This is a genomic window from Variovorax paradoxus, from assembly GCF_030811855.1.
GTDB classification, from domain to species: Bacteria; Pseudomonadota; Gammaproteobacteria; order Burkholderiales; family Burkholderiaceae_C; genus Variovorax; species Variovorax paradoxus_L.
This window is the reverse complement of sequence record NZ_JAUSRN010000011.1, coordinates 141,846-151,076: the sequence shown is the minus strand read 5'-3', so window position 1 is coordinate 151,076 and position 9,231 is coordinate 141,846. Positions and strand designations below refer to the sequence as shown.

Genomic DNA, 9,231 nt, shown 5'->3' with positions numbered 1-9,231 from the left:
GCAGGGGTGGGGGCACACGGCGCCACCATCGAGCGCCCTGCCTGCCCCCATCCCAACCTTCCCCCGGAAGGGGAAGGAGCAAAACCATGAACGCACTGCTTTCTGTCGAACGACTCACGCGCCGCTTCGGCGGCCTCACTGCGGTGAACGCCGTCACGCTCGACCTGCACGTCGGCGAAGTGCATGCGGTGATCGGCACCAACGGCGCGGGCAAGTCGACGCTCATCAACATGCTCTCGGGCGAAATCGACGCCTCCGAAGGCCGCATTGCGCTCGACGGCATCGACGTGACACAGCGCGCGCAATGGCGACGCGCGCGTGCGGGCGTGGGCCGCAGCTACCAGCGCACGACCATCTTCCCGGAGTTCAGCGTGCACGAGAACTGTCGGCTCGCGGCGCAGGCCGCCACCGCGCGGCCCTGGACCGTGTGGGAGTCGTCGCAGCGCTGCGCGGCCAGCAATGCGGCGGCCGATGCAGCGCTCGAAGCTGCAGGCCTTTCGAATGATGCCCGCCGCGTGGCCGGCACGCTGAGCCATGGTGCGCAGCGCCAACTCGAAGTGGCGATGTGCCTGGCCACCAAGCCGCGCGTGCTGCTGCTCGACGAGCCGCTCGCGGGCATGGGCGCCGAGGAAACCGACCGCATGCTCACGCTGCTCGCACGGCTGAAATCGACCCATGCGATCCTGCTGGTCGAGCACGACATGGATGCGGTGTTCCGCATTGCCGACCGCATCACGGTGATGGTGAACGGCACGGTCATCGCCACCGGCGACCCGGCCTCGATCCGCGAAAACCCCGAAGTGCGAACCGCCTACCTCGGAGAAGACCACTGACATGCTCGTCGTCCGCGATCTCAACACCTACTACGGCAACAGCCACATCCTGCGCGGTGTGCATGCCGGCATCCCGGCCGCCACGTCGGTGGGCCTGCTCGGGCGCAACGGCATGGGCAAGACCACGCTGATCCGCAGCATGATGGGCTACGTGCGCCCCGCCTCGGGCGAAGTGCAGGTCGATGGCCGCACGGTCACCGGCTGGCCACCAGAGAAAATGGCGCGCCTGGGCATCGGCTACGTGCCCGAAGGCCGCGGCATTTTTCCGAACCTCTCGGTGCGCGAGAACCTCGTGATGAGCGAGCGCGCGGGCATCGACGGACACCGCGCCTGGACCTTCGACCGCGTGATGGCCACCTTTCCGCGCCTCGCCGAGCGGCTGTCGCATGGCGGCCAGCAACTTTCGGGGGGCGAGCAGCAAATGCTCTCCATCGGCCGCGCGCTGATGACCAACCCGCGCCTGCTGATCCTCGACGAAGCCACCGAAGGCTTGGCGCCGCTGATCGTGGCCGAGATCTGGCGTGTGATCGGCGAGATCCGCGCGACCGGCATCGCCACGCTGATCGTCGATCGCGACTACCGCAAGGTGCTTGCGCACACCGACCTGGCGATGGTGATGGAGAAGGGGCAGATCGTGCGGCACGGCGCGTCGGCCGACTTGCTGGCAGAGCCGCAGGCGCTGGAAGAATTGCTCGGCGTGTGAGCCCGGCTCACGCGGCCCGCTGCGCCATCAGGAAGTCGATGAACACCCGCATGCGCAGCGGCACGTGCCGCCCGTCGGGGTACAGCAGCGTGTAAGGCCGCGAGCGGCCGGCGAACGGCTTCAGCACTTCGACGAGCGAGCCGTCGGCCAGCTCTTTTTCCACCACGAAGCGATAGGCCTGGAAGAGCCCGGCGTCGCTCTTGGCCAGCGTGACGCCGCCCAGCACGTCGTCGGAGCAGCTGTAGGCGCTGTCCGCGAAGACTTCGCGGTCCCTGCCGTTCTCCCTGAAAAGCCATGAGATGCGGCGGCCGCTGCTGGGCAGCTCGAACTGGATGCACTCGTGCGCGGACAGATCGTCCAGCGTGCGGGGCGTGCCGGCCTTCTTGAGGTATTTGCGGCTGGCCACCACCACCAGCTGCGCATCTTCCAAATGCCGCGCGATCAGCGTGGAGTCGGGCTGGGCGCGCACACGCACGGCCATGTCGTAGCCCTCTTCCACGAAATCGATGTTGCGGTTGCTCAGGTGCACGTGCAGCCGGATGTCGGGAAAGCGTTCGCGAAACACCGGCAGCAGCGGCAGCAGGCGGTGGTGGCCGTAGGTGGTGGGCACGCTGATGCGCAGCGTGCCGGAAGGCTGCGCCTGCTGTCCCATGACCTCGCGCTCGGCTTCGGCCAACTGCGTGAGCGCCTGCCGGCATTGCGCGAAGTAGGAGCGGCCCGCGTCGGTCAGCCGCACGCTGCGCGTGGTGCGCACGAAGAGGCGCAAACCCAGCCGTTTTTCGAGCCGCGAGATCGAGCGGCTGACGGCCGCCGGCGTGACGCCCGCGGCCAGCGCGGCCGAGGTGAAGCCGCCGGTTTCCGCCGCCAGGCAGAAGAGTTCGATGCTGCCGAGAAGGATGTCGCCGAACTGCCGCTGCATGGATTGATTACCTCGCGTATCAAGTGAAGTGCAAGTCTAGTGATTTATTCCTTACGGCGTCATCAATACAGTTCGTCCATCCCCTCAACTCTTTGGAGTACCGACATGGAAGACACCCTCAATACCCGGTCCACGGTCGTCATCACCGGTGCCTCGAGCGGCATCGGCCTGGGCCTCGCGCAGGCTTATCTGGAACGTGGCTTCAACGTGGTCGCGAATGCGCGCACCGAAGAGCGGCTCGCGGCCGCGGCCAAGCAGCTCGGCAACCCCGCGCGCTTTTTCGGCGTGGCCGGCGACATCGGTCGCCGCGACACCGCGCAGCAACTCGTCAACCGCGCCGTGGAGCGCTTCGGCAAGGTCGACGTGCTCGTCAACAACGCGGGCATCTTCAACGCCAAGCCGTTTGTCGACTACACCGAGGAAGAACTCGACCAGCTGGTGGCCACGAACCTCAAGGGTTTTGTCTACGCCTCGCAGGCCGCGGCAAAGCACATGGTGGCGCGCCGCCAGGGCCACATCGTGAACATCACCGCGAGCATTGCGCTGCAGCCGAACCAGCAGGTGCCGGCCGCCTTGCCAGTGCTCATCAAGGGCGGCATCAACGCCGCGACGCGGGCGCTGGCACTCGAACTCGCACCGCACAACGTCAAGGTGAATGCGGTAGCGCCCGGCATCGTCGACACGCCGCTGTACACGCCCGAGCAGCACGGCTTCCTGAACGGCCTCTCGCCCGCCGGCCGCATCGCAACCGTGCGCGAGATCGCCGACGCCGTGCTCTACCTCACGAGCGCCGATTTCACGACGGGCGTGGTGCTGCCGGTGGACGGCGGCATGAGCACGGGCAAGTGGTAATCGTCTCGTTCATTCATCCATCCACTCCAAGGAGCGCACTATGCCTTTCATCAATCTGAAGATCACCCGCGACGGCGCCACCCGCGAGCAGAAAACCCAGGTCATCGCCGAGTTCACGGAAACCCTGGAACGCGTGCTGAACAAGCCGCCGGAATGGACACACATCGTGATCGAGGAAATCGACACCGACGACTGGGGCTTCGCGGGCCTGACGACGACGGAGTACCGCAAGCGGCTGGCGGACAAGGCGAAATCGGCGCAGTGAGGTGATGGGCGCGGGCCGCCTATTCGATGAAGCGCCGCAGCCCTTCCAGATCAATAACGGTGATGCCCCCGTACTCGATCCGCAGAAACCCCGCGTCCTTCAGCCGGTTCAGCGCCGCATTGCAGCGCTGGCGCGAAACACCCGACAGGTTGGCGATCTCCTCCTGCGAGGTCTGCAGATGCGGCTCGCTGCCCGGATACAGCCACGGATGGAACAGCCCCGCCAGCGCACGGGCCACCTGGCTGTCGGCGTCGAGCAGCCGGTGCGCTGCGTAGTTGCCCATGAACCAGTGCAGCCGCTCGTTGAGCTGCTGCAGCAAAAAGTGATCGAAGCCGCGCTGCGTGCGGTGAAGCCACTCGAAAGTCTCCACCGGCAGCTGGGCCACGCGGCTCGGCCGCAGCGCAATGACGTCGGCCGAGCGCGGAGCGCCGCGCAGCAGCGTGCCTTCGCCGAACCAGCTGCCGACGGAGAGCCCGCCGAAGGTGACGGAGCGGCCATCGCTCGAGGTGGTCGACCACTTCAGAAGCCCCTCGAGCGTGCCGTACCAGTGCAGCGGCGTATCACCGCGCCGGCACAGGGCGGCGCCGGCCGCTACCTCGACCTCGCGGATCTCGTCGCGCACGCGTTCGCGCGCGGCTTCGTCGAGCAGCGGAAACCAAGCCGAGCGCTCAAGCAGTTGCGCAACGGTCAGCGATGCCGCCTTGATGGCCGGCTTCGTCGTAGGCATGAAAAGAATGCTCCTGATGGCATGGGCGCGGCCCGCGCCGCGTAAACCCTGAGCCTAAATGTCGTCGCGATGACTGAGTGTGCCTGCGCCTCCAAAAATAATAGCGCGCCCCTCATGAAAGAAGACACCAGGAGACTCCGGAGCATGTCGTCGAAGCGCAAAGTGATCGTGACCATCGCCCCCACCGGCGGCATGGCGCACAAGTCGCAGAACCCCCACCTTCCCACCCAGCCGGCCGAAATTGCGGCCGACGTGCTGCGCTGCTGGAACGCCGGCGCCAGCGTGGTGGCGATCCACGCGCGCAGGCCGGACGACGGCGCCACCTGCAACGCAGACGTGTACCGCGACATCAACAGCCGGATCCGCGCGGGAGGCTGCGACATCGTCATCAACAACTCCACCGGCGGCGGCGTGCACGGCGACATGGTGAAGCCGCTGGCGGGCGATCGCTGGGAAATTGCGTGGGAAGAGCGCATCAAGGGCATGGACGCGGGCGCCGAGATGTGCACGCTGGACGCAACCACGCTGAACCTGAGCTTCGAGGGCAAGCAGATCCTGATGGACACGCCGATCACCAAGGGCCGCGAGCTGGCCGCCGGCATGAAGGCGCGCGGCATCAAGCCCGAATGGGAGGTGTTCAGCCCCACGCACATCCTGCAGGACACGACCACGCTGATCGAAGAGGGCCATGACGACGAGCCCTACTTCGTCAACCTGGTGATGAACGTGCACCGCAACTTCCAGAACGCGATGCCGTATTCGCCGCGCTTCCTGCAGATGATGGTCGACACCCTGCCCAAAGGCAGCATCTTCTGCGTGAGCGGCATCGGCCCTTCGCAGCTCGAGGCCAACGTGGCGGCGCTGCTGCTGGGCGGGCATGCCCGCGTGGGGCTGGAAGACAACCTGTATTTCCGCCAGGGCGAGCTCGCCACCAACGTGCAGCTCACCGAGCGGATCGTGCGCGTTATCCATGAGCTCGACATGGAAGTGGCCACGCCGGCCGAAGCAAGGCAGATGATGGGACTGCCGCGCAGAGGCGGGCCGCGCCCCGAATTCGCGCCGCATTGAAGCGGCCGTTGATCCCGCCAGAAACCGCTTTGAAGATATTAGTAGGAGACATTTCATGAACACCCGACGCCACTTCCTCCACACCCTGGGCGCAGCCACTGCGCTGGGTACCCTCTCGCCGCTGGCCGCATTCGCCCAGGCGCTCGAGCAGGTCAAGATCTATTACGGCTTTCCGGCCGGCAGCGCCGGCGACAGCGTGGCGCGCCGCGTGGGTGAAAAGCTCGCCGGCTCGGCCTACACGCGCAATGCGGCCGTCGTTGAAAACAAGCCGGGCGCGGGCGGCCGCATCGCGCTGGAAAGCCTCAAGAACGCACCGGCCGACGGCAGCGTGCTGGCGCTGTCGCCTTTCTCGTGCACGTCGATCTACCCGCACATCTACAGCAAGCTCAGCTACGACCCAAGCAAGGATTTCGTGCCGGTGTCGATTGCCGCGGTCATGCACCACGGCCTGGCGGTCGGCCCCCTGGTGCCGCCCGAGGTGCGTACGGTGAAAGACTTTCTCGCCTGGGCCAAGGCCAACCCGAACCAGGCCAGCTATGGCTCGCCGGCGGCCGGCTCCACGCCGCACTTCATCGGCGCGCTGCTGGGCCTGAACAACGGGGTCGATCTGAAGCACGTGCCCTACCGCGGCTCGATTCCCGGTGTGACCGACGTGGTGGGCGGACAGATCGCGGCCATGGTCACCCCCAGCGGAGACTTCATCCCCAACCACAAGGCCGGCAAGCTGCGGCTGCTCGCCACCTCGGGCAAGGCGCGCTCGCCGTTCTCGCCGGAGGTACCGACCTTTGCCGAACAGGGCTTTGCGGAACTGACCACCGAGGAGTGGTTCGGCTTCTACGCCCCGGCCAGGACGCCGGCCAGCGTGGTGGCTACGGCCAATGCCGCGATCAACGCGGCCATCAAGGAAAAGGTGGTGACGGACAGCCTGGCCGTGGTCGGCTTGATCGCCCAGGGCTCCACGGCCGAGGAGATGGCGCGCTCGCAAAAGGCCGAGGCCGATCGCTGGGGGCCGCTGGTCAAGAAGATCGGCTTCACGGCGGAATCCTGAAGCGATGCGGATGGAACCGAACCCGAAACGCGTGGCGGTGGTCGCCACCGGCGTCATCGGCGCCAGCTGGGCCGCCTTCTTCCTGGCGCGGGGCCTCGACGTGGACGCCACCGACCCCTCGCCCGACGCCGAAGCGCGGCTGCGCGCGGCGGTGGCCGCGCACTGGCCGACGCTGGAACGCTTCGGGTTGGCTGTAGGCGCCTCGGCTGCGCGGCTGCGCTTTCACGCGCGGCTCGAAGACGCGGTAGCCGAGGCCGACTTCGTCCAGGAGAGCGGCCCCGAGCGGCTGGATTTCAAGATTGACCTGTTCCGCCGCATGGACGAGGCCGCGCCGGCCCGCGCGATCCTGGCATCGAGCTCTTCGGGGCTGGCCATCAGCGCGGTGCAGGCCGAATGCCGGCATCCGGAACGCGTGGTGCTGGGCCACCCGTTCAACCCGCCGCACCTGATTCCGCTGGTGGAAGTGGTGGGTGGCGAGCGCACTTCGGCCGAGACCATCGAACGCACCATGGCGTTCTACGCCGCCATCGGCAAGCGGCCGATCCACGTGAAGCGCGAGGTCAAGGGGCACATCGCAAACCGGCTGCAGGCCGCCCTGTGGCGCGAAGCCTTTCACCTGGTCGACGAAGGCGTGGCCAGCGTGGCCGACATCGACACCGCCATTGCGCATGGCCCGGGCCTGCGCTGGGCAGTGATGGGGCCCTTCATGAACCTGCATCTCTCGGGAGGCGCAGGCGGCATCGCGCATGTGCTCGCACACCTGGGCGGGCCGATCGAAGACTGGTGGAAGGATCTCGGAGCGCCTTCGATGACGGAAGAACTCAAAGCGAAGGTGACCGAGGGCGTGGCTGAAGAACTGGGCGCGCGGCGCGTGGCCGAACTCGAGTCCGCCCGCGACATCCTGCTGTTAAACCTGATTCGCGCCAAAGCCGACACCGGCAGACTCGATTGAAATGATAGAAGACGACTTCCTCCTGGACGAGAGCCAGATCGCCCCCCCGCGCACGGTGCGCATCGACTTCGACGACGGCTCCTTCGCGCTGCGTTCGCCGGTGGCGCTCAAGCCCTATGCGCGCTGCATCGGCGAATGGATCGAACGCTGGGCGCGCGAAACGCCCGATGCGCTGGCTTTCGCGGAGCGCGATGAGAGCGGCGAAGGCTGGCGCAAGCTCGACTACCGCGCGCTGCGCCAAGCCGTGGGCGCGGTGGCGCAAGCGCTGCTAGACATGAAGCTGCCTGAGGGCAAGCCCATCGCGATCCTCTCGGACAACGCGATCGACCATGCCGTGCTGATGCTCGCCGCAATGCACGTCGGCCGCACGGCCTGCTCGCTCTCGAGCGCGTATTCGCGCATGGCAAAGGATCCGTCGCGGCTGCACGGCATGCTGCAGGCGCTGCAGCCGGCGTTGATCTACGCGTCGGACGCCAAGGTGTATGGCGTTGCGCTCGCGGGCTCCGGCGTGGAGGCGGTGGCGGTGTTCAGCCGCAATGCCGATGCGCACGCCGGCGCCCTGCCCTTCGCGCAGCTGCTGCAGGCCAGCGAAACGCCGGCCGTGATGCGGGCCTACGAAGCCGTGCTGCCCGACACCCACGCCAAGTACCTGCTGACTTCGGGTTCCACCGGCAAGCCCAAGGTGGTGATCAACACGCACCGCATGCTGTGCGCCAACCAGCAGATGATGGCGCAGACCTGGCGCTTCCTCGGAGATGACGGCCCCCTGGCGGCTTGGGGCGGCCCGGCGCCGACGCACGAGAAACCCGTGCTGGTCGACTGGCTGCCCTGGAGCCATACCTTCGGCGCCAACCACAACCTGAACATGGTGCTGTGCCACGGCGGTGCGCTCTACATCGACGAGGGCCGGCCTGCGCCGGGTCTGATCGAAAAGACCGTGCGTAACCTGCGCGAGGTGAAGCCCACGTTGCTGTTCAACGTGCCGCGCGGCTTCGACATGCTGCTGCCGTTTCTCGAAGTCGACGACGCGCTGGCTGCCGAGGTGTTCTCGCGCCTGCGGCTCGCCTTTTACGCGGCCGCGGCGCTCGCGCCCTCGACCTGGCAGCGGCTCGAAGCGGTCGCCAAGCGCGTGCGGCCCGAGCGGCCGCTGTGGCTCACCACCTCGTGGGGCGCGACGGAGACTTCACCGGCCATCACCTCGGCGCACTGGAAGCTCGACGGCGCGGGCTGCATCGGCGCACCGCTGCCAGGGCTCGAACTCAAGTTCGTGCCCAACGGCCAGAAGCTCGAGATGCGTGTCAAGGGCGTCTCGGTGTTTCCGGGCTACCGCCATGCACCGCGCGAAACCTCCGAAGCCTTCGACGAAGAGGGCTACTACCGCATCGGCGATGCGGGCTACCTGGCCGACCCCGAGCGTGCCGAACGCGGCGTGATTTTCAACGGCCGCGTGGCCGAAGACTTCAAGCTCTCCAGCGGCACCTGGGTGTCGGTGGGCACCTTGCGCGTCAAGCTGGTGTCGATGTTGGCGCCCCATGTGCAAGACGTGGTGCTCACAGGCCATGACAGCGACGAGATCGGCATGCTGGTGTTCCCCGCGCCACAGGCCGAACCGCAGGCACTGGCCGCGCGCATCGCCGAGGTGCTGCGAACGCTGCGCGAGGAAGGCGCGGGTTCTTCCCAGTGCCCCACGCGCGCGCTGGTGCTGACGGAGCCGCCGAGCCTGGACGCAGGAGAGATCACCGACAAGGGCTACATCAACCAGCGCGCGGTGCTCACGCGGCGCGCGGCCGAAGTCGCGCGGCTGCACGCCGGCGCGCACCACGACCTGCAGATCATCCAGTTGCGCAGTTGAACCGCTGAAAGA

The 9,231-nt window shown here is 67.2% G+C and carries 10 protein-coding genes; 8 read left to right on the top strand and 2 right to left on the bottom strand.

The window, feature by feature from the left end; translation table 11 throughout:
• Window positions 1-86: 86 nt before the first annotated feature.
• Window positions 87-833, top strand: a complete 747-nt coding sequence (locus tag J2X92_RS20455; protein WP_307578184.1) for an ABC transporter ATP-binding protein — start codon at window positions 87-89, stop codon at window positions 831-833.
• Between the two features lies 1 nt (window position 834).
• A complete protein-coding gene (locus J2X92_RS20450) occupies window positions 835-1,536 on the top strand; it encodes an ABC transporter ATP-binding protein (protein WP_055807081.1) in 702 nt (233 codons plus the stop codon).
• A gap of 7 nt (window positions 1,537-1,543) precedes the next feature.
• On the opposite strand, the gene J2X92_RS20445 is transcribed toward J2X92_RS20450, so the two are convergent.
• On the bottom strand, window positions 1,544-2,455 hold the full coding sequence (locus J2X92_RS20445; protein ID WP_307578181.1) for a LysR family transcriptional regulator: 912 nt from the start codon (window positions 2,453-2,455) through the stop codon (window positions 1,544-1,546).
• Between the two features lie 105 nt (window positions 2,456-2,560).
• On the opposite strand from J2X92_RS20445, the gene J2X92_RS20440 reads away from it, so the two are divergent.
• Window positions 2,561-3,307: an SDR family NAD(P)-dependent oxidoreductase gene (locus J2X92_RS20440; protein ID WP_307578177.1), complete on the top strand. Its 747-nt coding sequence runs from the start codon at window positions 2,561-2,563 to the stop codon at window positions 3,305-3,307.
• A 40-nt stretch (window positions 3,308-3,347) separates the two neighbouring features.
• On the top strand, window positions 3,348-3,572 hold the full coding sequence (locus J2X92_RS20435; RefSeq protein ID WP_373424867.1) for a tautomerase family protein: 225 nt from the start codon (window positions 3,348-3,350) through the stop codon (window positions 3,570-3,572).
• Between the two features lie 19 nt (window positions 3,573-3,591).
• On the opposite strand, the gene J2X92_RS20430 is transcribed toward J2X92_RS20435, so the two are convergent.
• The gene (locus J2X92_RS20430) at window positions 3,592-4,299 is read right to left on the bottom strand and encodes a Crp/Fnr family transcriptional regulator (RefSeq protein ID WP_307578175.1); all 708 of its coding nucleotides are present in this window, start codon (window positions 4,297-4,299) and stop codon (window positions 3,592-3,594) included.
• A 144-nt stretch (window positions 4,300-4,443) separates the two neighbouring features.
• Here J2X92_RS20430 and J2X92_RS20425 point away from each other — a divergent pair, with 144 nt between their 5' ends.
• Genes J2X92_RS20425 through J2X92_RS20410 form a run of 4 tightly spaced genes read left to right on the top strand, consistent with a single transcriptional unit; the run spans window position 4,444 to window position 9,219 of the window.
• A complete protein-coding gene (locus J2X92_RS20425) occupies window positions 4,444-5,367 on the top strand; it encodes a 3-keto-5-aminohexanoate cleavage protein (RefSeq protein ID WP_093022212.1) in 924 nt (307 codons plus the stop codon).
• Window positions 5,368-5,422: 55 nt separating this feature from the next.
• On the top strand, window positions 5,423-6,415 hold the full coding sequence (locus tag J2X92_RS20420) for a Bug family tripartite tricarboxylate transporter substrate binding protein (RefSeq protein WP_093022209.1): 993 nt from the start codon (window positions 5,423-5,425) through the stop codon (window positions 6,413-6,415).
• 10 nt (window positions 6,416-6,425) lie between these two features.
• Window positions 6,426-7,367: a 3-hydroxyacyl-CoA dehydrogenase NAD-binding domain-containing protein gene (locus J2X92_RS20415; protein ID WP_307578316.1), complete on the top strand. Its 942-nt coding sequence runs from the start codon at window positions 6,426-6,428 to the stop codon at window positions 7,365-7,367.
• Between the two features lies 1 nt (window position 7,368).
• Complete coding sequence (locus J2X92_RS20410) at window positions 7,369-9,219, top strand: feruloyl-CoA synthase (protein ID WP_307578172.1); 1,851 nt, start codon at window positions 7,369-7,371, stop codon at window positions 9,217-9,219.
• Window positions 9,220-9,231: the final 12 nt, after the last annotated feature.